Genomic DNA, 18,850 nt, shown 5'->3' on the forward strand with positions numbered 1-18,850 from the left:
GCGGCGTTCCCGCCGTTCGGAGGCCATTGATTGCGGAAGCGTGATCCCGACCAGGCGCTCTTGATCGTCCTCTGTGGACTCGTGCACGTGCAGACGGGCGTGTCGCTGCACGGCGGCACCGCCCGTGCGGATCGTGTTGTGCGGCATAGTGGACGAAGTGGGTACGGTCTACGCGTAAACCGTCAGCATGAGCCGCCGGAGAGCCGGTCATGAAGATCCAGAAACCGCCGCGGCTTTCGCGAGCCTTCGGCCGCAGTTCGCCGGGGGCGTTGTGCGAGCCGTTCTCGGTCACCACGACGTTCGCCGGTGACCGGTGCACGGTCGTCTCCGTAGCGGGAGACATCGATATGGCGACGGTGACAATTTTTGTCGAATGCGCGGAGACCGCGCTGGCGGCGGGCGGGGCGCTCGTCGTCGACCTCGGCGAAGTGGCGTTCTGCTCCGGGGCCGGGCTCCGCGCGCTGCACCGGGTGCAGTGGTTCGCCGACGAGGCGGCCGTCCCGGTCGCGTGGGTGGTGCGCACCCCGCAGCTGTGGCGGTTGCTGCGGGGTACCGGCATCGCCGGCTTCGCGTGCTACCGGGACCGGGCCGACGCGCTGGCCGCGCTCGGCTGAGCCCAGTTCCACCGGCCGCGCAGGGTGCGCGGCCGGTTTTCGGCGCAAGAGAAGGGAAACGGGTGTCCGGCCTGATCGACACCGATCTCGAGTTCTGGTTCCAGCGCGGCCTGCGCGCGTATCTGGGCGAGGTGGCCAGGGCACTCGGCTTCGGCCTCGAGTCCTGCACCGTGGACGTGGACGTCCCGGTGTCGGCCTACCTCGCGGTGGACTGGCGGCTGCGCCGGTACCCCGAACGCGACGTCGCCCTGCTCTGGGACGAGGTGCACGGCTGGGCGGTCGCGGTCGAGGCCGCGTGCGGGGAGGAGATGATCGTGCTGGCCTACCTCGGCGGCGCGGACATCCTGCCGCCGCCGCGCGTGATCGTGGGGTTCCTGACCGCGCTGCGGACCGGCGTGCTGGAACCGGACGGGCCGGGGTCGCCGGTGCTGCGCCGCGCCGGCAGTCACCAGGAGCTCCTGCCGCTGCTGCCGGCCCGGTGACCGCGCCCGCTGCCGGGCCGCCACACTTGACGGTGGCGGGGGAGGTGGCGATGGGGACGGTCCCGGACGCGGTGGCGCCGATGCTGGCCGTCGACGGGCCGCTGCCGGACGACGACCGCCACGGCTACGAGTGGAAGTGGGACGGCTTCCGCGGCTGCGCCCGGATCGCGGCCACCGGCGAAGCCCGGATCACCAGCCGCAGCGGCAGCGACCACACCCACCGCTACCCGGAGCTGCGGGACGTCTTCGGCCCGGCGCTCGGCGGGCACGCGGCGGTGCTGGACGGCGAGGTGGTCGCGCTGAACGCGGCCGGCCGCCCGGAGTTCGAGCTGATGCAGCGCCGCGCGATGCACGAGCCGACGGCGAAGCTGCGGGCCGAGGTCCCGGTCGTCTACTTCGCCTTCGACGTGCTGCGCGTCGGGGGCGAGTCGCTGCTGGACCGGCCGTACGAGCAGCGGCGGCGGCTCCTCGCGGAGCTGGTCCGCCCCGCGGACGGCAGGCTGGTGGTGCCGCCCTGGTACACCCGCGCCGACATCGCCCCGGACCAGCTCCTGGCGACGGCGGCCGAGCACGGCATCGAGGGCGTCGTCGCGAAGCGCCTGGACGCGCCGTACCTGCCGGGCACGCGCTCGCCGACGTGGACGAAGCACGCGCTGACGCGGACGCGCGAAGTGGTGGTCGGCGGCTGGCGCCCGGGTGCCGGCCGCCGCGCGGGCACGCTCGGCGCGCTCCTGCTCGGCGCGCACGACGGCGACGGTGGCCTGCGCTACCTCGGCGACGTCGGCACGGGCTTCACCGACGACGCGCTGGACCACCTCCGCACCGTGCTGGCGCCGCTGGCCCGCGCGGCGAGCCCGTTCGCCGTCGAGGTGCCCCGCGACCGCGCCCGCGGTGCGCAGTGGGTCGAGCCGGCACTGGTCGGCGAGGTCGTCTACCGGCGGCTGACGCCGGACCTGCGCCTGCGCCACACTTCCTGGCGCGGCTTGCGTCCCGACCGGACACCGGACGAGGTGCGGATCCCCTGACGGCCCGGAATCGCCGGGGCCCGCGGTGTCTTGAATGAGTCATTCAGGACCTCCGAAGACCTGAATGAGTCATTCAGGACGTCGACGAAGCCGCCCGGCGCGACTTTGCCGGGGCCCCTGGCGTCCGGCGAGGTGAACGACTCGTTCATGACATTGCAAGCTGTCGATGTGATCGCCGTCACGGCCGGTCACATCAGCTCGGCCCGCGGAGTCGTGGGGGTGAAAGGCGCCGGAACCCCGGCGCCCGCGACCTCCCGAGGAGTTCCGATGTCGACTGCCTACCTGATCGTCACCCTGGCCGCCGCGGCGTTCGTGGGGTTCTCGGCCGTTTCGGTGTTCACCCGCGCGAAGTGGGTCGTCGAACCGATCACCGAATACGGCGTGCCGGAGGCGTGGTGGCCGTGGCTCGGCGCGGCCAAGGCGGCCGGCGCGGCGGGCCTCGTCGTCGGGCTGTTCGTGCCGCTGATCGGCGTCGCGGCGGCGATCGGCCTGGTGCTGTACTTCGCCGGTGCGGTCGTCACCGTGCTGCATGCCCGGTCGTACGCGCACGTGGCCTTCCCGCTGATCTACGTGGCGCCCGTCGTCGCGTCGCTGGCGCTGCTCGCCTGATCGGCGAGCCAGGTGAGTGCGGCGGCGGCGTGGTCCAGCACGGAGAGGTGCCCGTCGCCGGGGGTGAGCCGGAGCTCGGCGCGGGCGCACCGCGCGGCGAGCCACCGGCTGTGCGCGGCGGGGACCATCCGGTCGTCCTCGCCGTGCACCAGCAGCACCGGCGCGGTGATGGCGGCCGGATCGGCGCCCCACGGCGCGACGTAGGCGAGGTCGTCGTCGATCAGCCCGACGGCCCCCAGCGCGGGCTGGACGACGCTGTCGAGCCAGGACCACGACCCCTTCAACGCGGCGAAGTCGGCGTCGGTGAAGACGGCGGGATTGAACTCCGCGGCGGCTTCGTACGCCTCCTTGGCGGCGCGGCCTTCCGTGGCGGCACGCAGGGCACCCGGGTCGGCCATGCCCGCGAACCAGTCGTTCCCGTAAAACGGCGCCACCACGGCAAGACTGGCGGCCGCGAAGACGCGATCGGGTAGCAGCGCCGCGCACGCGAGCGCGTGCGAGCTGCCCCCGGAGTGGCCCAGGACGGCGAAGCGCTCGACCCCGAGCGCGTCGGCGACGGCGGCCGCGTACTCGCCGGCGTCCCCGACCGTCCGCCCCGGCACCGGCGTCGAGCCGCCGTAACCGGGCCGGTCGTAGGAGATCCAGCGGATCCCGAGTTCCTCGCCGAGCGGAAGCAGCGGCCCGGGCGGCGCCCCGAGATTGGGCGTGCCGTGGTGCCAAAGGACGGTCAGGCGCCCCGGACCTCCGCTGTCGTAAGCGTGCAAGGTCCGCCCGCCAGGCAGCGGCACGTCGTGTTCGGCGAAAGCGGTCACCGGGCGAGCCGCTCGGCCAGCCACTTCAGCGAAAGCGGGTAGCGGTAGTCGATCGCCGCGTGGCCGGCGTCGAACAGCTCGAAGTGCACCCGCTCGTCCGGCAGGCCCGCCTCGGCGATCGCCGCCCGGAAGGCCTCCGCGCCGAGGTCGAGGTAGTACTCGTCGCTCGTGCCCGCGTCGATCCACACCGCGCGCAGCGCGCGGATCGACGCCGCGTGGTCCGGCACCATCCGGACCGGGTCCCAGGCCAGCCAGCGCTCCCAGACCTCCGGCCGCACCGCGCCGGTCACCGGGTCGCACGGCAGCTCCGGCGTCCCGTCCTCCCGCGGCGAGAAGCACGCCGAGACGCCGAGCAGCTGCAGCAGCGTCGCGTCCTCCGGCTTGGTGAACGCCGGGCGCGCGCGGAAGTCCGCCCACCACTTGAGGATGTCCTGGTCGTAGCCGCGCAGGGCGCGGGCCGCCTTGCCGAAGTCCTGGAGGTAGCTCAGCTCGTACAGCGAGTCGCCCGCGTGCGTCGCCAGCGCGCCGAACAGGTCGGGGCGCAGCATCGGCGTGATCATCGCGCCGAACCCGCCCGAGGACTTGCCGGCGATCGCCCGGGACTCCGGCACCGGCAGGGTGCGGTAGCGCGCGTCCACCCACGGCACGATCTCGTCGCACAGGTACGAGTGGTAGCGGCCGGTGCCCGGCGAGTCGACGAACTGGGAGCCGCCGTACGCGGTCCACGCGTCGACGTACACGACCACGCAGCCCGGGGTGCCGCCGGCGAAGACCGCGTCGGCGGTCTCCAGGAAGGTCTGCCGGAACGGCGTGCGGTTGGCCCACATCGCGATGTGCCCGGTGTAGCCCTGGATGACGTACACCGCCGGGTAACGCTGGTCGCCGTCGTCGTAGCCCGGCGGGACGTACACCCACAGCGGCCGTTCGTGCGGGTCGCCGAGCGGGTTGCCGCGCAGCAGTTCGGAGTCCACGGTGTGCCGGTCGAGCCGGCCGGCGAGGTCGCCTTCCCAGGGCAGCATGGCGCCAGTCAACCAGAAGTACCCGGTTGCAGGGGCTAAGCGATACCTCTTTTCCGCGCGTAGCGTTGAGCCGTTCCGCCCCGACCTCCGTGTTACGGGCACGGTGGTGGGTCAGGGGAATGCGGGGAAGATCATGAAACATCCGGGGCCGTTGTACACGTTGCTCGCCGGCGTCGCGCTCGCCGGCGGGATCGGGATCGTCAACCTGGCGACCGGGACCGGCGCCGCGCCGGTCGCCGGGGCCGCGAGCGCGGCGGGTGCCGCGAGCAGCACCGCGGCGGCACCGCCGCCGGCCGCGACGACGACGTCGGAAGCGCCGAAGCCCGCGGCGCCCGCGCGGGCGGACTACGCCGGACGGGTGACCGGCGGCGGCGCGTCGGTCGCGGTGTCGGTGCGCGACGGCCACGCCATCGCCTACCTGTGCGACGGCAAGAAGGTCGAAGCGTGGCTGCAAGGCGTGACGACCGGCGGGAAACTGGACCTGAAAGGCGCCAAGAACGCCGCGCTGACCGGCATTTTCGACGCCACGGCGGTCACCGGCACGGTGACCGCGTCCGGCAAGACGTGGCAGTTCACCGCGCCGGTGGCGAAGAAGCCCGCCGGGCTTTACCGGGCGACGCCGAAGGTGCGCGGCCGGCAGGCGAAGGCAGGCTGGATCGTGCTGCCCGACGGCAGCCAGGTCGGCATCCTCGCCACGGACGACGACGCCACGGCCGCCCCGCCGTTCGACCCGGCCAAGGGCACCGCGACCGTCGACGGCGCCGCCGTGCCCGCCGAGGCGATCAGCGGCCTGGCCGGGACCGGTGACTTCTGATGACCACGGCCGGGCACCGCACCGCGGTCGCGCTCCTGGTCCCGCTGCTCGCCGGCGCCGTCGTTTCGGTGGTGCTCGGCGTGTACGGCAGCCTGCACACGCCGACCGGCGTCGCGGTGAACGTCGCCGGGTTCTCCAGCCCGCAGTCGGTGAAGGCGTGGCTGGCCACGGTGGTCGTCGTGCTGGCCATCGTCCAGCTGCTTTCGGCGCTTTCGCTGTACGGCAAGCTCGGGACGACACCGGCGTGGATGGGCGCCGTGCACCGCTGGTCCGGCCGGGTGGCCTTCCTCGTGTCGATCCCGGTGGCGCTGCACTGCCTCTACGCGCTCGGGTTCCAGTCGTTCGACACGCGCGTCCTGCTGCACTCCCTGCTGGGCTGCTTCTTCTACGGCGCGTTCGTCGCGAAGATGTTGTTGCTGCGCAGGGACGGCGCGCCCGGCTGGGCGCTGCCGCTGCTCGGCGGCCTGGTCTTCACCGGGCTGGTCGGGCTGTGGCTGAGCGCGTCGCTGTGGTTCTTCACCCAGTCCGGCTTGACCTTCTAGGCGGAGGACGAAAAGTGCGCGACGACGACACGGACCCGGTGCTGGCGCGCCGGACGGCGCTGACGGTCCTGGGTGCGGGCCTGGTGGCCGGCTGCAGCACCTACGGCGGCACCGCGGCCCCGGCGCCGTCCGCCCCACCGGCCCCGGCGGCCGGCGGCACCGAACTCGGGGCGGCCGCCGACATCCCGGTCGGCGGGGGCAAGGTGTTCGCGGACAAGCAGGTGGTGGTGACCCAGCCGGTGGCGGGGACCTTCGCGGCCTTCTCCGCCGTCTGCACCCACCAGGGCTGCACCGTGGACGCGGTCGCGGACGGCACGATCAACTGCCCGTGCCACGGCAGCAAGTTCAAGGTCGCCGACGGCTCGGTCGCGAACGGCCCGGCGGCCCAGCCACTGCCGAAGAAGGCGGTCACGGTCACCGGCGGCAAGATCACTCTCGCTTAGGTGTAGGCCTTGGCGACAGTCCGGCCGTCGACCGTCCACATCGGACTCGACGTGTCCACGTCGCCGTGCAGTGTGGTACGGCCGTCGGTGCAGGCGTACCCGTCGCCCGCGACGGCGAGGCACTGGAGGCCGTCCGCCAGCGTGAGCAGGAACGGATCGGCCGGCCCGCCGGGTTGCGGTGGCGAGGGCAGGCCGCCGGTGTAGGTCAGCAGCACAGCCCCGGCCGTCGACGTCAGGCAGACGACCCGCGGCTCCGGCCCGGCGAAGCACGGGTCGTAGGTGGTGCCGCCGCTCGTGCACCGGTAGGCGTCGTGGCGGCCGGACACCGCGGACACCGCCCCGCACCGGCCGGTGGCGTGAGCCGTTGCGGCCCCGGTCTTCGGCCGGTACTCGATGGTCTGCGTGAACCGCTGCGCGCGGCTGGTGGTGATGGGGACGTCGAAGGCGGGCCCTGTCCCGCCCGTCACGGCCCCGATTCCGGCGGCGAGGAACCAGCGCACGGTGTCACCGCCGTCCGGGTGACACAGCTTGAGCGCCGCCCAGACGTCGGCGGCCACCTCGGTGACGGGCCGGTCCGCGGTATAGCGGGCGGCCGCGACGGCGGCGGCGCAGGTCAGCACGTCCGGTGCTGGGCTGGGCCCGTCCGCTGAGCCGAACAGCGTGGCGACGCGGTGGGCCGCGGCGGCGAGCGCCGCACCGAGGGCGGCGCCGGGGTCCGGCTGGCCGTGGAGTGTTGCGGGCAGCCGGGTGAACGGGACTTCGTAGGTCACCGAGGTCCCGGGCCACAGCAGGTCTCGCTGCTGCGGCGGCCCGGTCCGCGCGGCCGATTCCGGCCAGCCCGGCGGCACGGCGATCCGGTACGGCACGCGGGCGTGCGAGGTCAGGGTGATGCCCGCGCGTCCGGCATCGGCAGTCACGCAAACCCACACCGGAGCTTGTAGCTGCCCAGGCTCGGCGGCTGCGCTGCCGGGGCCGGTCGCGTGGCTGGGGTCGGTGCTCGCGCCGCCGGAGCTGGTCGTGTGCCTGGTGTCGGTGGTCGCGTTGCCGGTGGCCGCGGCGTGCTCCGGCTCGGCGGCTGCGCTGCCGGAGCTGGCGACCTCCCCCGGATCGACCGTCACCCCACCGGAACTCGCCGCCCTCCCGGCGCAATCCGGCCGCCCCGCCGGAACCGGCTCCACATCGCGGCCGAGGGCGGCGAGGTCGAGCAGCCCGCCCCAGAACCGCCCCGGCCGCGGCAGGTCCGCGACGATGCTCCGCGTAGCGGTGTCGTAAGCGGCAGGCAGCAACCGGGTCCCGTCCGCGGTCACGACGACCGCCGCGAACCCCGGCGGCGGCGCAGGCGCCGCAATCCGCAGCCGCGGCACGCCGCCGGTGAACCCGATGTCCGCGCCGCCGCCGGTCCGGCGTGTCATAGGCGTCGCCACAGCCGGTTCCGGCGCCGGGTGCACGACCGCGGGCACGCCGGTGACCTCGACCCCCGCGACCGTCCCACCCGGACGCGCCGGAAACCCTTGCTGCACCAGGGTTCCCGCTCCGCCCAGCAGCATCGCGACCACGGCCGCGGTGAGGGCGAGCCGGGCCGGGCGGTCGTTCGTGGCCATTCGCGCCTCCCGGGGGTCCCCTGTTCTTCGCGAGTCACCGGACCCGCCGTGGTCGTTAGCCGCCGTGGCCCAACCGTGACCGCCGGGTGGCGAAAGCGGTCGCCGCGGGCGGCGGGCTCTGGCACCATCGGGCGGGTGAGCCCGGTCGAGATCGCCTGCGACGAGTCGGGCTCGGAGGGCGAAAACCTGCTCGGCGGCGAAACCGACGTCTTCGCCCACGCCGGGGTGCGGCTGACTCCGGAAGCCGCGGCCGCCTGCGTGCGCGAGATCCGGGTGCGCATCGGCTCCCTGGCCGAGGAGTACAAGGCCAACCACCTGCTGCGCGCCAAGCACCGCCCGGTCCTCGAGTGGCTGCTCGACCCCGGCGGCCCGCTCGCGGGCCGCGGCCACGTGCACCTGACCGACAAGACGCTCTTCGCCGTGCGCGCCGCGGTCGAGCTGCTGGCCGGACCGGACGCGGGAGAACTCGCCCGCACCCTTTACCGCGCGGGTCCCGCGGCGTTCGGCGCCGCTCGCTGGGAGTACTTCCTGACGGCGTTCACCAGCGTGCTGCGGCTGAACCCCCGGCGCGGCCTGACGACGTCGCCGGAGCGGTTCTTCGCGCTGGTCGACGACCTCGCCGCGACCCCGGGCGAAGCCGGCGAAATCGTCGCCCGCTTCCGCGGCGGCCGCGACCGCGTGGCCGCCTACCGCGCCCGGCTGGCGAGCGAGCCGGGCCTGGTGCCGGTGCTGGACCCGCTGGTGCCCGCGGTGATCCACACGGTCCGCCACTGGAGCGCGGACGGCACGCCGGTCGCCCTGGTCCACGACGAGCAGCTCGCGCTCACCCCCGAGCGCGTGCTGCAGCTCAAGGCCACCCTCGGCCACCGCCTGGCGGGCGTCCGGTTCGTCGACTCCCGCGCCGACGCCCGGGTCCAGATCGCCGACTTCCTCGCCGGCGTCGCCCGCCGCATCGCCTCCGACGAGCTGAACGGCCGCGGCGACGCCCGCCTGACCGGGCTGCTGAAGTCCTTTGTGGACTCAGAATCCGTCTGGGACGGGCTCGGCAGCCGAGCGATCAGCGGAGATTGCTGACTATAGTCAGGGAATGGACCGGGAGCTGATCGACGGCGTCCGGCGGTTCAACCGCACGGTCACCCAGCGCATCGGCGCGCTCGACGACGCCTTCCTCGCCCGCGACCGGCCGCTCGGCCAGGCGCGGGTCCTGTGGGAAATCGGCGCGTCCGGGCTGGACGTGCGCGAGCTGCGGGAACGGCTCGATCTCGACTCCGGCTACCTGAGCCGGCTGCTGCGCGGACTCGAACAGGACGGCCTGGTGCGCGTCGAACCGAGCGGCGCCGACGGGCGGGTGCGGACCGCTCGGCTCACCGAGGCCGGGGTGGCCGAACGCGCCACCCTCGACCGGCTGTCCGACGACGCCGCCGCGTCGATCCTCGGGCCGCTGTCCGGCGGGCAGCGCGCCCGGCTCGTCGCCGCGATGGCCGAGGTCGAGCGGCTGCTGACGGCGTCGGCGGTCGACGTCGCGGTGTCCCCGCCGGCGCGGCCCGCGGCGCGGTTCTGCCTGCGCGCCTACTTCGCCGAGCTGACCCGGCGGATCGACGGCGGCTTCGACCCGGAGCTCAGCCTCCCCGCCGCGGACGCCGAGATGACGCCGCCGGCCGGGGTGCTGCTGGTCGCCACCCTGCACGCCGAGCCGGTCGGGTGCGGCGCGCTGAAGTTCCACGGCGACGCGCCCGCCGAGGTCAAGCGGATGTGGGTGGCGCCGTCGGCGCGCGGTCTCGGGCTGGGGCGGCGGCTGCTCGCCGAGCTGGAGGCGCACGCCGCCGCCCGTGGCGTCCGGACGCTGCGGCTGGAGACCAACCGGGTGCTCGCCGAGGCGATCGGGCTGTACCGCGCGGCCGGCTACCGGGAGGTCGCGCCGTTCAACGACGAGCGCTACGCCGATCACTGGTTCGAGAAGCACCTCGCCGGCCCCCGTACCCTGGATTAGTGCGGACCCGCCCCACCCTCTCCTGGACGTCGGCCGACGCGCCGCTGCCGCGGACGGCCGGCCTCGACGAGCTCACCGGCGTCGTCGCGCGCGGCCGCGTCGCCGTGCTGAGCGGCGCCGGGCTGTCCACCGAGTCCGGGATCCCCGACTACCGCGGCGAGACCGGCAGCCTGCGCCGGCACACGCCGATGACCTACGACGAGTTCGTCACCAGCGCCGAAGGGCGGCAGCGGTACTGGGCGCGCAGCCACCTCGGCTGGCGCACGATCGCCCGCGCCGACCCCAACGACGGCCACCGCGCGGTGACCGCGTTGCGCGAAGGCGGGTACGTCGACGGCGTCATCACCCAGAACGTCGACGGCCTGCACCAGGCGGCGGGCACGGCGGACGCGATCGAGCTGCACGGCAGCCTCGACCGCGTGATCTGCCTCGGCTGCCGCCGCACGAGCCCGCGCGCGGAGCTGGACCGCCGTCTCCGCGCGGCGAACGCCGACTTCGACGGCGCGGCCACCCGCATCAACCCCGACGGCGACGTCGAACTGCCCGACGACGTCGTGCGCCGCTTCACGACCGTGCCGTGTGCGGACTGCGTGTCCGGTGTGCTCAAGCCGGACGTGGTGTTCTTCGGCGAGAACGTCCCGCGCCCGCGCGTCGAGGAGTGCTACCGCCTGGTCGACGACGCCGAGGCGCTGCTGGTGCTCGGCTCGTCCCTGACGGTGATGTCCGGCCTCCGCTTCGTCCGCCACGCGGCAAAGGCGGGCAAGCCCGTGGTGATCGTCAACCAGGGTGAAACGCGCGGCGACCGCTACGCCTCCGTGCGGGTCGACCGCCCGCTCGGCGGGGCGCTCACCGAGCTGGCCGCCCGGCTGGGCTGCGGGGATCGCGGCCGAACCGCCTGAGCACCCGGTCCTGGCGCGCTTCGCCGGACTCTCCCGGCAGCGGCGCGGCGAAGACCCGCGGGTTCAGCTCGAGCCCCGCGAAGATGGCGTCGTGGTCGTCGTCGAGCCACGCGACGAGACCGGGGTCGAGGGTTTCGTCGCGGCCGAGGGCACGGGCGAGGTCCCAGGTGTGCACGGTGCTGTCGGCCGTGCGGACCGCCAGGGCCCGCCGCCCGGTCAGCTCGCCCAGCGGGTAGTCGACGACCCGGTCCAGCGCGCCGGGCGCGGCGAACGCTTCCGCGCACACCCGCACGGAATCGGTGAACGCCGTGACGGGGTCGTCCCCGAGCGCGTCGGTGTCGCGGGCGGCCAGGAACTGGGCGCGGGTGGCGCCGCCGAGGAGCCCGACGTAGTTGAGGTTGCCGCGGGTCATGTGGTTCACCAGCGCGCGCACGTCCCACTCCGAGCACGGCGTCGGCGCGCCCCACGCACCGGCCGGGACCGCGCGGAGGTGGTGCTCGAAACCCTTGCCGGCGAGCAGGAACCGATCCATGAGCATGGGCGCCAGTCTGGCCCGGGCACCGCGGGCGGCGCTCGCGGGTTTCGGACGAGGTGGACGAGCCCGGTCCGGGTGGGTGGGGGAACCCGCCCGGACCGGGCTCTGGCGACGGACCTCCACAGCCGGTCGTCGCCTGCAAGACGCGGCGGCCGCCCAGCGCGTTACAGTGCCGTTCGCACTGATCCGACCACAGCCACGGCCGAACAGCTTTCGTGGCGACGGATACGTGCCGCTCGGGGGCGGCCTGCTTTTGGCCGGATCAGCGCGGGGCCTGCAACCCGTTCCACGACCAATGCGGCATGGCCAGCTCCGCGGGCACCTCGTCGGCCGGGCCGGGGTAGGTGAGCACCTCGGCCACCGCCCATTCCATGTACGCCCGCAGCGCGGCGCGGAATTCGGGATCGGCGGGCAGGCCGGCGTCGTCCGCGGCCTGGACGAAGCAGCTCACGAACCGGCGGCCGAGGTCGCTCATGTCGCCGTTGCCGGCGTGCATCCGCAGCATCGCGGAGTGGTCGCTGCACTCCTGCGAGAACCGCGGCGGGCCGCCCAGCACCTCGGCCCAGTAGTGAGCCAGCCGTTGGACGTGCTGCGGGTGCTGACCCGGGTGCGAGAACGGGTGGTTCAGCTCCGGGTCGGCCAGGCAGCGTTCGTGGTGGGCGGCGGCCAGCGCGAGGAACGCGGGGTCACCGCCGGCGAATTCGTAGAGCGTGGGGCGCACCCGCCGAGCCTGGCACGCGGCGCCCCCGGAAGCTAGCGCGCGCCGGCGGCCGCGCGTTCCGCGGCGGGGGAGAAGCCGCCGTAGGCCTCGACCGCCCGCTCGACGTCCTCGGTGACGAGGTCGTGGTTGAGCGCGCCCGCGGCGGCCGCGCCCTGGGCCGCGGCGATGATCACGGTCGCCCGCGCGTCGACGACGTTCCCGGCCGCCCACACCCCCGGCACGCTGGTCTTCCCGCTGGGGTCGACCGCGCCTTCGGTGTAGCCGAGCCCGCGCAGGAGTTCGTCGTGCGGGACGGTCACGGTGCGGAGGAACAGCGCCGTCCGCGGCACGAACCGGTCGCCCAGCTCGATCCCGGTCAGCCGCCCGCCTTCCCGCCGCACCGCGGTGACGACGCCGTCGACCACGCGGATGCCGCGCGCGTCGAGCCGTTCGCGGTCCGCTTCGGACGGTGGTGCGGTGTGGGCGAAGTAGACGACGTCGGGGGACCACTGGCGCACCAGCAGCGCGTGCTCGACGCTCATCGGTTCGGTGCCGAGCACGCCGAGTGGCTGGTCGCGCACCTCGTAGCCGTGGCAGTAGGGGCAGGTCACCGCGTCGGTGCCCCAGCTTTCCCGCAGCCCGGGCAGGTCCGGCAGGTCGTCGTGGACGCCGGTGGCGACCAGGACGCGCCGGGCGGTCAGCTCCCGCCCGCTCGCCAGCCGCGCGGTGAAGCCGCGCTCGAGCCGCGTGACGCTGTCTTCGAGGAAGTCGACGCCGTAGCCGGCGAGCTCCGCGCGGCCGATTTCGAGCAGCTCGGACGGCGGCAGGCCGTCGCGCGAAAGGAAGCCGTGCATGTGCTCGGCCGGGGCGTTGCGCGGGGCCCGGGCGTCGACGACGGCGACCCGCCGCCGCGCGCGGCCCAGCATCAGGGCGGCGTTCAGGCCGGCGGCCCCGCCGCCCACCACCAGGACGTCATAGCTGTTTTCGGTCATGCCGCCACGATGAACCCGGACTCGCGAAACCGACAACTAATGTTGCCGTTTCCGGGACAAGCGGGTTTCCTGGAGGCATGACGGACGCGATCACCCAGGCCCTCTCCGAGGTCGGCCCCCGGCTCAAGCGGGTCCGCACCCAGCGGCGGGTCACGCTGGCCGACCTCTCGACGGCGACCGGCATTTCGAAGAGCACGCTGTCCCGGCTGGAGTCCGGCCAGCGGAAGCCGAGCCTGGAGCTGCTGCTGCCGATCGCGCAGGCGCACCAGGTCCCGCTCGACGAGCTGGTGGGTGCCCCGGAGGTCGGCGACCCCCGCGTCCGGCTCACCGCCCGCCGCATCCCGCGCCACAACGGCGCGGCGATGACCGTCCTGCCGCTGACCCGCCAGCCCGGCGCGCCCCAGGCGTTCAAGATGATCCTGGAACCGGAGACGGGCGAGCCCGATCCCCAGGTCCACGAGGGCTACGAGTGGCTGTACGTCCTATCGGGACGGTTGCGGCTGGTCCTGGCCGACCGCGACATGATCCTGGGGCCCGGCGAGGCGGCGGAGTTCGACACGCGCTTGCCGCACTGGTTCGGCGCGGTCGAGCGGCCGGCGGAGATCCTCAGCCTGTTCGGCAAGCAGGGGGAGCGGCTCCACCTGCGGGCTAAGTCCCGTTAGCCCAGCTCGCGCTGCATCAGCAGGGTGTCGAGCCAGCGGTCCTGCTTGAACCCGACGCGCCGCAGCAAGCCCGCGTCGGTGAAGCCGGCCGCGAGGTGGAGGTTCCGCGAGGCCGGGCTGCCGGAGTCGACGATCACCGCGATCGCCTGCCGCGCGCCCGCTTCGCCGCACCGCTTCAGCAGTTCGCCGAGCAGCCGGCGCCCGTGGCCGCGGCCGGTGGTGGTCGGCGCGAGGTAGATCGTCGTCTCCACGGTGTGCCGGTACGCCGGTTTCGGCCGCCACGGCGCCGCGAGCGCGTAGCCGAGGACTTCGCCTTCGTCGGCGAGGACGAGGAAGGGCCACGCGCTTTCGCGGATCTTCGCGCGCCACTGGTCCGCGGTCGGCGGCGTGGTCTCGAACGTGACGACGGAATCAGTCGCGTACGGCGCGAAGACGGCGGCGATGCCCTCGGCGTCGGCCGCCGTTGCTTCCTCTATAGTGGACATGATGGCTATCATAGAGGAATGATTGATCCGGTCCTCCTCGGCCGCCGCCTGCACGAACTCCGCGCCGACCGCGGGTTGCCGCTGAGTGCGCTGGCCGGGACGGCGGGGGTCAGCGTCAGCATGCTGTCGGCCATCGAACGCGGCGAGAAGACGCCGACGGTCGTGGTGCTGTCCCGGATCGCCGACGGGCTCGGCTTGTCGCTGTCCCGCCTGCTGGCCGACCTCGAAACCGACCGCGTGCTCGTCCGCCGCGCCGCCGAGCAGGAGCACATCGCCGAACCGGGCGGCTGGCACCGCACGGTGCTCACCCCGGTCGTCCCCGGCGTCAACTTCGAATGGATCCGCACGACGTTGCCGCCGCACTGCGACGCGGGCGCGTTCCCCGCCTACGCCCCGGGTTCCCACGAGTTCGTCGCCGTCGAATCGGGGGTGCTGCACCTGGGCGTCGGCGAGGCGGAGTACGTCCTGAACGCGGGCGATTCGCTCTACTTTCCCGCCGACGCCCCGCATTCGTACGCGAACCGCGACGCGGATCCGTGCGATTACCACGTCGCGGCGCTGATCATGCGGCCACGCGGAAACCGGTGAATTCCCCGTTTCGCCGGTTTCGCGCGCGCCGCGCTGTTACCGTCCGGTGGTGCGGATTTGGTGCTGCGGAGTCGTCCTGGGTGCGGTTGTGCTGCTCGCCGCCTGCGCCGGCGGCGGATCGGGCACCGGGCGGCTGATCCCGCCGACGCCGACCACCGATTTCCCCGTCACGACGGAACTCCCGGTGACGACCACGGCGCCGACGCCGACAACGACACAGACGAGGGCGCACACGGCGACAGCCACCACTAAGCACACGACCACCCCGCGCCGCACCACCACCAAGCGGCGCACGCGCTGAGTCAGCGGCCGCGCAAGCGGGGCCGGGTCAGGCCGATCGCGGCCAGGACGATCAACGCGACCGCCGCCACCGCCGCGATCACCGACAGGACGGGCGCGCGGGTTTCCGCCCTCGTCAGCGTCAAGACACTGGACAGGAGCAGGACCGCCCCCACGCCCAGGTTCAGCCAGCACAACGGGGTGGTGCTCGGGATGAAGTGCCAACGCCGTTCGGCCATCGAACCTCCTTGATCGATCCGTACTCCGGATTTGCCCCGATCGGGTGAGGCTCAAACCGGCGGGAATCCGCCGTGACCCCGAGCTATCGCGAGCCTGCCGGCTTGCGCGGACCGCCGTCGATCCACTGGGCGCATGAACGTGACCCGCCGGCCCGCCGTGGTGTCCGAAGTGGACTTATCGTGACGTTCCTCGTCGTGCTGGCCCACTTCGGCACCTGCACCTACCTCACGCCGCTGCTGCGCGACGTCGTCCGGCCGTGATGACCTGAGGCGGGGCGGCCGCCGTCCTCGCCGCGCTCGTGGTTCCCCGCCGGGTGTTCCGCTCGCCGGAACGCCAGGCTGTCCCGGCCGCCGAGTCCGGTGCGACCGTCGGACCATGGCTCCCGTGATGGCGGCGATCGTCGGCCCCGGCAACATCGGCACCGATTTGCTGGCGAAGCTGCGACGCAGTGAAGTGATCGAAGTCGGTTACGTGGTCGGCGTGGTCGAGTCCGACGGTCTCGAACGCGCCCGCGCGCAGGGGATCGCGGCGTCCGCGGAAGGCGTCGACTGGCTGCTGCGCCAGGACCCGTTGCCCGACTTGGTGTTCGAGGCGACGTCGGCGAAGGCGCACGCGGCGAACGCCCCGCGCTACGAGGCGGCGGGCATCCAGGCGATCGACCTCACCCCGGCGCACCTCGGCCCGATGGTGTGCCCGCCGGTCAACCTCGGCGCCCACCTCGACGCCCCGAACGTCTCGATGATCACGTGTGGCGGCCAGGCCACCATCCCGATGGTGCACGCCGTCTCCCGGGTGGCGACGGTTCCGTACGCGGAGATCGTCGCCTCGGTGGCTTCGCGCGGCGCGGGTCCCGGCACCCGCGCGAACATCGACGAGTTCACGCGCACGACGTCGCAGGCGGTGGCCGAGATCGGCGGGGCGGGGCGCGGCAAGGCGATCATCATCCTCAACCCGGTCGAGCCGCCGATGATCATGCGGGACACGGTGTTCTGCGCGATCGGCCTCGACGCCGACCGCGACGCGATCACCGCGTCCATCCACGAAATGGTGGCCGAGGTGCAGCAGTACGTCCCCGGCTACACCCTGCGCGCCGATCCGCAGTTCGACGACGCGCGCGAGGACTGGGACGGCCACGCGCGCGTCGGCATCTTCCTCGAGGTCCGCGGGAACGGCGACTACCTCCCGGAGTACGCCGGGAACCTGGACATCATGACCGCCGCGGCCGCGCGCGTCGGCGAGCTGATGGCGCGCGCGAAGCAGGAGGTGCCCGCATGACCCGGCCGGAATTGCGCCACGACGTCCGGATCGTCGACACGACGTTGCGCGACGGCAGTCACGCGATGGCCCACCGCTTCACCGAGCAGCAGGTGCGTGACACCGTGCGCGCGCTGGACCGCGCGGGCGTCGAGGTGATCGAGGTGACCCACGGCGACGGCCTCGGCGGCTCGTCGTTCACCTACGGCTTTTCCGCCGTCGACGAACTGAAGTTGATCGCCGCGGCGCGCGAAGAGGCGAAGCAGGCGAAGATCGCCGTCCTGCTCGTGCCGGGCATCGGGACGGCGGAAGACCTGCAGCGCGCGTTCGACGCGGGCGCGGAGATGGTGCGGGTGGCGACGCACTGCACTGAGGCCGACGTCTCGCCGCAGCACTTCGGCCTGGCGCGCGAACTCGGCATGGAAACGGCCGGGTTCCTGATGATGGCGCACCGGACGCCGCCGGAAGATCTGGCGAAGCAGGCCCGGATCATGGTGGACGCGGGCTGCCAGGCGGCGTACGTGACGGACTCGGCAGGTGCGCTGCTGATGCACGAAGCGCGGGCGCGGTTCGAGGCACTGGTCGCGGAGGTCGGCGATACGGCGTGGGTCGGCTACCACGGGCACCAGAACCTCTCGCTCGGCGTCGCGAACTCGGTCCTGGCCTACGAAGCGGGCGTCCGCTACATCGACGGCTCGCTGTGCGCCCTCGGCGCGGGCGCGGGCAATTCGCCGACGGAGGTCCTCGCGGCGGTGTTCGACCGCATGGGGATCGGCACGGGCCTCGACGTCGGCGGTCTCCTCGACGCGGCCGAGGAGGTCGTCCGCCCGTACCTGCAGCGCTGGCCGAAGATGGACCGCAACGCGATCGTCCAGGGCTGGGCGGGGGTCTATTCGAGCTTCCTGCTGCACGCCGAGCGCGCGGCGGAGCGCTACGGCGTCCCGGCCCAGGCGATCCTGCGCCGCTGCGGCGAACTCGCCCTCGTCGGCGGCCAGGAGGACATGATCATCGACGTCGCGGTGCAATTGGCCGCGGAAGGGTAGCAACCGGACCCGGGCTTCGCCCGTGGTGCAGGGGTGACGACCGAAGCTCCCGACGAGACGTTCTTGCCCGAGTCGGTGCGCCGCCGGCGATCCTGGGCGTGTTCGCGTTCCTGATCGACTTCGCGTTGCACCTCACGGCGACCATCGTGGTCGCCGTGCGGCTCGGCCTGTCCTTCTGGCCCGGCCTGACCGGCCGGCCGCCGACGCGGGGGCGGCTGGCGGGGATGTGGCCGTTGACGGCGATGATGGCGCTGCCGGGCTAACGCGCGAAGCGGTCCAAGGCCGCCAGTTTCCAGGCGCGCTTGGTGTCGCTCGCGCGGTGCCCGGACCGGTCGTCGACGAGCAGTTCGGCGCCCGGCCAGGCCCGCGCGAGCTCCCACGCGGTCGTCACCGGGCAGCTGAGGTCGAGCCGGCCGTGGATCAGTACCCCGGGGATCCCGGCGAGCTTTCCCGCGTCGCGGATCACTGCGCCTTCCTCGAGCCAGCCGGCGTTCGCGTAGTAGTGCGTGGTGAGCCGGACGAACGCGAGCGCGGCGGCGTCGAGCGGTCCACTGTGGACTTCGGCGCCCGGCTCGAGGGACAGCACCGTTTCCTCCCAGTCGATCCACGCGAGGGCGGCGCGCTCCCGTTCGCCGGGGTCGGCCATCAGCCGCGCGTAACCGCGTACGACGTCGTCGTCCCCGACGCCGTCGCGGAAGCGCTGCCACGCCTCGGGGAAGAACCGGCCGGCGCCGCGGTAGAGCCAGTCGATCTCCGAGCGCCGCGTGGTGCTGATCGCGCTGAGGACGATCTCCGACACCCGGTGCGGGAAGCGTTCGGCGTACACCAGCGCGAGCGTCGTGCCCCACGAACCGCCGGTCAGCAGCCAGCGTTCGACACCCAGGTGCTCCCTCAGCCGTTCGAGGTCGGCGACGAGGTGCTCGGTGGTGTTGTGCCGCAGGCTCGTGGCCGGGTCGCTCGCGTGCGGCAGGCTCCGGCCGCACCCGCGCTGGTCGACCAGCACGACGCGGTAGCGGGCCGGGTCGAACGTCCGCCGCATCCCCGGCGTGCAGCCCTGGCCGGGCCCGCCGTGCAGCACCAGCGCTGGCTTGCCGGCCGGGTTCCCGCAGGTCTCCCAGTAGACGCGCTGCCCGTCGCCGACGTCGAGCAGTCCGTGGTCGTAGGGCTCGATTGGCGGGTACACCGCCCCATTGTCGCGGGCGCGCCGGAGGTGCCCCGGCGC

General features: G+C 73.5%; 26 protein-coding genes. 17 read left to right on the top strand and 9 right to left on the bottom strand.

Going from position 1 to position 18,850, the window contains the following annotated elements; genetic code table 11:
* The first annotated feature begins 209 nt into the window (after positions 1-209).
* The 4 genes from H4696_RS03740 (at position 210) to H4696_RS03755 (ending at position 2,730) form a co-directional block, all read left to right on the top strand.
* Entirely contained in the window at positions 210-614 is a 405-nt protein-coding gene (locus H4696_RS03740) for an STAS domain-containing protein (RefSeq protein WP_086861882.1), read from the top strand.
* Positions 615-676: 62 nt separating this feature from the next.
* Positions 677-1,096, top strand: coding sequence for a DUF6292 family protein (locus H4696_RS03745; protein WP_086861881.1), 420 nt, complete (start codon positions 677-679; stop codon positions 1,094-1,096).
* A gap of 50 nt (positions 1,097-1,146) precedes the next feature.
* The gene (gene ligD / locus H4696_RS03750; protein ID WP_192782049.1) at positions 1,147-2,121 is read left to right on the top strand and encodes a non-homologous end-joining DNA ligase; all 975 of its coding nucleotides are present in this window, start codon (positions 1,147-1,149) and stop codon (positions 2,119-2,121) included.
* Positions 2,122-2,388: 267 nt separating this feature from the next.
* Entirely contained in the window at positions 2,389-2,730 is a 342-nt protein-coding gene (locus H4696_RS03755; RefSeq protein ID WP_086861880.1) for a DoxX family protein, read from the top strand.
* Here the strand turns inward: H4696_RS03755 and H4696_RS03760 are convergent.
* Together H4696_RS03760 and H4696_RS03765 are read right to left on the bottom strand one after the other, a co-directional pair.
* On the bottom strand, positions 2,688-3,542 hold the full coding sequence (locus H4696_RS03760) for an alpha/beta fold hydrolase (RefSeq protein ID WP_086861879.1): 855 nt from the start codon (positions 3,540-3,542) through the stop codon (positions 2,688-2,690). The two genes, H4696_RS03755 and H4696_RS03760, sit on opposite strands and share 43 nt — an antisense overlap.
* A complete protein-coding gene (locus H4696_RS03765) occupies positions 3,539-4,561 on the bottom strand; it encodes an alpha/beta hydrolase (protein WP_086861878.1) in 1,023 nt (340 codons plus the stop codon). Before H4696_RS03765 ends, H4696_RS03760 begins: the two co-directional genes overlap by 4 nt.
* A 133-nt stretch (positions 4,562-4,694) precedes the next feature.
* On the opposite strand from H4696_RS03765, the gene H4696_RS03770 reads away from it, so the two are divergent.
* The 3 genes from H4696_RS03770 to H4696_RS03780 are packed head-to-tail and all read left to right on the top strand — an operon-like array spanning position 4,695 to position 6,360.
* Positions 4,695-5,375, top strand: a complete 681-nt coding sequence (locus H4696_RS03770; RefSeq protein ID WP_086861877.1) for a hypothetical protein — start codon at positions 4,695-4,697, stop codon at positions 5,373-5,375.
* The gene (locus tag H4696_RS03775) at positions 5,375-5,917 is read left to right on the top strand and encodes a DUF6529 family protein (protein ID WP_086861876.1); all 543 of its coding nucleotides are present in this window, start codon (positions 5,375-5,377) and stop codon (positions 5,915-5,917) included. The genes H4696_RS03770 and H4696_RS03775 overlap by 1 nt, the downstream gene beginning before the upstream one ends.
* A 14-nt stretch (positions 5,918-5,931) precedes the next feature.
* On the top strand, positions 5,932-6,360 hold the full coding sequence (locus H4696_RS03780) for a Rieske (2Fe-2S) protein (RefSeq protein ID WP_086861875.1): 429 nt from the start codon (positions 5,932-5,934) through the stop codon (positions 6,358-6,360).
* On the opposite strand, the gene H4696_RS03785 is transcribed toward H4696_RS03780, so the two are convergent.
* Complete coding sequence (locus H4696_RS03785) at positions 6,357-7,961, bottom strand: hypothetical protein (protein WP_086861874.1); 1,605 nt, start codon at positions 7,959-7,961, stop codon at positions 6,357-6,359. The two genes, H4696_RS03780 and H4696_RS03785, sit on opposite strands and share 4 nt — an antisense overlap.
* A gap of 135 nt (positions 7,962-8,096) precedes the next feature.
* On the opposite strand from H4696_RS03785, the gene H4696_RS03790 reads away from it, so the two are divergent.
* From H4696_RS03790 to H4696_RS03800, 3 genes are read left to right on the top strand one after another with little or no spacing between them, the layout of a single operon-like run.
* The gene (locus tag H4696_RS03790) at positions 8,097-9,035 is read left to right on the top strand and encodes a DUF3800 domain-containing protein (RefSeq protein WP_192782050.1); all 939 of its coding nucleotides are present in this window, start codon (positions 8,097-8,099) and stop codon (positions 9,033-9,035) included.
* A 13-nt stretch (positions 9,036-9,048) separates the two neighbouring features.
* A complete protein-coding gene (locus H4696_RS03795) occupies positions 9,049-9,951 on the top strand; it encodes a MarR family winged helix-turn-helix transcriptional regulator (protein ID WP_086863705.1) in 903 nt (300 codons plus the stop codon).
* The gene (locus H4696_RS03800) at positions 9,951-10,850 is read left to right on the top strand and encodes an NAD-dependent protein deacetylase (RefSeq protein WP_086863704.1); all 900 of its coding nucleotides are present in this window, start codon (positions 9,951-9,953) and stop codon (positions 10,848-10,850) included. The genes H4696_RS03795 and H4696_RS03800 overlap by 1 nt, the downstream gene beginning before the upstream one ends.
* On the opposite strand, the gene H4696_RS03805 is transcribed toward H4696_RS03800, so the two are convergent.
* The 3 genes from H4696_RS03805 to H4696_RS03815 all read right to left on the bottom strand — a co-directional run bounded on the left by H4696_RS03805 (position 10,798) and on the right by H4696_RS03815 (position 13,077).
* On the bottom strand, positions 10,798-11,388 hold the full coding sequence (locus H4696_RS03805; protein ID WP_086863703.1) for a TIGR03086 family metal-binding protein: 591 nt from the start codon (positions 11,386-11,388) through the stop codon (positions 10,798-10,800). The genes H4696_RS03800 and H4696_RS03805 overlap by 53 nt on opposite strands.
* A gap of 259 nt (positions 11,389-11,647) precedes the next feature.
* A complete protein-coding gene (locus tag H4696_RS03810; protein ID WP_086863702.1) occupies positions 11,648-12,106 on the bottom strand; it encodes a group II truncated hemoglobin in 459 nt (152 codons plus the stop codon).
* A 32-nt stretch (positions 12,107-12,138) separates the two neighbouring features.
* Positions 12,139-13,077 (bottom strand): NAD(P)/FAD-dependent oxidoreductase, encoded by a 939-nt coding sequence (locus H4696_RS03815; RefSeq protein WP_086863701.1) that lies wholly within the window; start codon positions 13,075-13,077, stop codon positions 12,139-12,141.
* A gap of 77 nt (positions 13,078-13,154) precedes the next feature.
* On the opposite strand from H4696_RS03815, the gene H4696_RS03820 reads away from it, so the two are divergent.
* Entirely contained in the window at positions 13,155-13,739 is a 585-nt protein-coding gene (locus H4696_RS03820; protein WP_192782051.1) for a helix-turn-helix domain-containing protein, read from the top strand.
* Here the strand turns inward: H4696_RS03820 and H4696_RS03825 are convergent.
* Positions 13,736-14,224 carry a GNAT family N-acetyltransferase gene (locus tag H4696_RS03825; RefSeq protein WP_086863697.1) on the bottom strand — a complete coding sequence of 163 codons (489 nt, stop codon included), beginning with the start codon at positions 14,222-14,224 and terminating at the stop codon, positions 13,736-13,738. The genes H4696_RS03820 and H4696_RS03825 overlap by 4 nt on opposite strands.
* Positions 14,225-14,242: 18 nt before the next feature.
* On the opposite strand from H4696_RS03825, the gene H4696_RS03830 reads away from it, so the two are divergent.
* Both H4696_RS03830 and H4696_RS03835 read left to right on the top strand, forming a co-directional pair.
* Positions 14,243-14,812, top strand: coding sequence for a helix-turn-helix domain-containing protein (locus H4696_RS03830; protein WP_086863698.1), 570 nt, complete (start codon positions 14,243-14,245; stop codon positions 14,810-14,812).
* An 88-nt stretch (positions 14,813-14,900) separates the two neighbouring features.
* The gene (locus H4696_RS03835; RefSeq protein ID WP_086863699.1) at positions 14,901-15,113 is read left to right on the top strand and encodes a hypothetical protein; all 213 of its coding nucleotides are present in this window, start codon (positions 14,901-14,903) and stop codon (positions 15,111-15,113) included.
* Position 15,114: 1 nt separating this feature from the next.
* On the opposite strand, the gene H4696_RS03840 is transcribed toward H4696_RS03835, so the two are convergent.
* Positions 15,115-15,330, bottom strand: coding sequence for a hypothetical protein (locus H4696_RS03840; protein WP_086863700.1), 216 nt, complete (start codon positions 15,328-15,330; stop codon positions 15,115-15,117).
* 72 nt (positions 15,331-15,402) lie between these two features.
* Between H4696_RS03840 and H4696_RS03845 the strand changes: the two genes are divergently transcribed.
* From H4696_RS03845 to H4696_RS03860, 4 genes are all read left to right on the top strand, one after another.
* On the top strand, positions 15,403-15,591 hold the full coding sequence (locus H4696_RS03845) for an MFS transporter (RefSeq protein WP_143265315.1): 189 nt from the start codon (positions 15,403-15,405) through the stop codon (positions 15,589-15,591).
* A gap of 115 nt (positions 15,592-15,706) precedes the next feature.
* Positions 15,707-16,606 (top strand): acetaldehyde dehydrogenase (acetylating), encoded by a 900-nt coding sequence (locus tag H4696_RS03850; protein ID WP_192782052.1) that lies wholly within the window; start codon positions 15,707-15,709, stop codon positions 16,604-16,606.
* Positions 16,603-17,628 (top strand): 4-hydroxy-2-oxovalerate aldolase, encoded by a 1,026-nt coding sequence (gene dmpG, locus H4696_RS03855; RefSeq protein WP_086864839.1) that lies wholly within the window; start codon positions 16,603-16,605, stop codon positions 17,626-17,628. The genes H4696_RS03850 and dmpG overlap by 4 nt, the downstream gene beginning before the upstream one ends.
* 98 nt (positions 17,629-17,726) lie before the next feature.
* Positions 17,727-17,891, top strand: a complete 165-nt coding sequence (locus tag H4696_RS03860) for a hypothetical protein (RefSeq protein ID WP_158104431.1) — start codon at positions 17,727-17,729, stop codon at positions 17,889-17,891.
* Here the strand turns inward: H4696_RS03860 and pip are convergent.
* Positions 17,888-18,811 (bottom strand): prolyl aminopeptidase, encoded by a 924-nt coding sequence (gene pip, locus H4696_RS03865; protein ID WP_086864840.1) that lies wholly within the window; start codon positions 18,809-18,811, stop codon positions 17,888-17,890. The genes H4696_RS03860 and pip overlap by 4 nt on opposite strands.
* Between the last annotated feature and the right edge of the window lie 39 nt (positions 18,812-18,850).

Origin of the sequence: Amycolatopsis lexingtonensis (assembly GCF_014873755.1) — a bacterium.
GTDB lineage: Bacteria > Actinomycetota > Actinomycetes > Mycobacteriales > Pseudonocardiaceae > Amycolatopsis > Amycolatopsis lexingtonensis.

What these genes read in the sequence shown, in the direction of transcription:
- H4696_RS03740 (WP_086861882.1), top strand. Translation starts at nt 210, where the DNA reads ATGAAGATCCAGAAACCGCCGCGGCTTTCGCGAGCCTTCGGCCGCAGT.
- ligD (WP_192782049.1), top strand. Translation starts at nt 1,147, where the DNA reads ATGGGGACGGTCCCGGACGCGGTGGCGCCGATGCTGGCCGTCGACGGG.
- H4696_RS03755 (WP_086861880.1), top strand. Translation starts at nt 2,389, where the DNA reads ATGTCGACTGCCTACCTGATCGTCACCCTGGCCGCCGCGGCGTTCGTG.
- H4696_RS03765 (WP_086861878.1), bottom strand. Translation starts at nt 4,561, where the DNA reads ATGCTGCCCTGGGAAGGCGACCTCGCCGGCCGGCTCGACCGGCACACC.
- H4696_RS03770 (WP_086861877.1), top strand. Translation starts at nt 4,695, where the DNA reads ATGAAACATCCGGGGCCGTTGTACACGTTGCTCGCCGGCGTCGCGCTC.
- H4696_RS03775 (WP_086861876.1), top strand. Translation starts at nt 5,375, where the DNA reads ATGACCACGGCCGGGCACCGCACCGCGGTCGCGCTCCTGGTCCCGCTG.
- H4696_RS03785 (WP_086861874.1), bottom strand. Translation starts at nt 7,961, where the DNA reads ATGGCCACGAACGACCGCCCGGCCCGGCTCGCCCTCACCGCGGCCGTG.
- H4696_RS03795 (WP_086863705.1), top strand. Translation starts at nt 9,049, where the DNA reads ATGGACCGGGAGCTGATCGACGGCGTCCGGCGGTTCAACCGCACGGTC.
- H4696_RS03805 (WP_086863703.1), bottom strand. Translation starts at nt 11,388, where the DNA reads ATGCTCATGGATCGGTTCCTGCTCGCCGGCAAGGGTTTCGAGCACCAC.
- H4696_RS03815 (WP_086863701.1), bottom strand. Translation starts at nt 13,077, where the DNA reads ATGACCGAAAACAGCTATGACGTCCTGGTGGTGGGCGGCGGGGCCGCC.
- H4696_RS03820 (WP_192782051.1), top strand. Translation starts at nt 13,155, where the DNA reads ATGACGGACGCGATCACCCAGGCCCTCTCCGAGGTCGGCCCCCGGCTC.
- H4696_RS03825 (WP_086863697.1), bottom strand. Translation starts at nt 14,224, where the DNA reads ATGTCCACTATAGAGGAAGCAACGGCGGCCGACGCCGAGGGCATCGCC.
- H4696_RS03830 (WP_086863698.1), top strand. Translation starts at nt 14,243, where the DNA reads ATGATTGATCCGGTCCTCCTCGGCCGCCGCCTGCACGAACTCCGCGCC.
- H4696_RS03840 (WP_086863700.1), bottom strand. Translation starts at nt 15,330, where the DNA reads ATGGCCGAACGGCGTTGGCACTTCATCCCGAGCACCACCCCGTTGTGC.
- H4696_RS03850 (WP_192782052.1), top strand. Translation starts at nt 15,707, where the DNA reads ATGGCTCCCGTGATGGCGGCGATCGTCGGCCCCGGCAACATCGGCACC.
- dmpG (WP_086864839.1), top strand. Translation starts at nt 16,603, where the DNA reads ATGACCCGGCCGGAATTGCGCCACGACGTCCGGATCGTCGACACGACG.